This window comes from Pseudomonas sp. 10S5 (assembly GCF_035019745.1).
Taxonomy (GTDB): Bacteria; Pseudomonadota; Gammaproteobacteria; order Pseudomonadales; family Pseudomonadaceae; genus Aquipseudomonas.
The window spans coordinates 1-224 of sequence record NZ_JASJVL010000071.1 but is presented as its reverse complement, the minus strand read 5'-3'; the positions used below and the strand labels follow the sequence as shown (position 1 = coordinate 224).

Genomic DNA, 224 nt, shown 5'->3' with positions numbered 1-224 from the left:
GACAGCAGTTATGGGAATGATTTAAGCAATGTAGCGAAGTTGCATGATCTTTATCACGCACCTATAAAGTTGGAGAAAGGTGGTTTTGGGGAACCAAATTCGTACGCCTACCGAAAAATCTACGTCAACGGTATTGGAACCGTGGTGGGCGAAAAAGACAGCAAGCTCGGTTCAAGCCTAGGGCGTGGCGAGACTGGCGTGGCAGAGCGTGTGCAGTCGGTATT

At 49.1% G+C, this 224-nt stretch carries 1 pseudogene; it reads left to right on the top strand.

Annotated elements, in window-relative coordinates:
- Positions 1–224, top strand: a pseudogene (locus tag QN378_RS23430) (DUF2235 domain-containing protein); the annotation flags it as partial.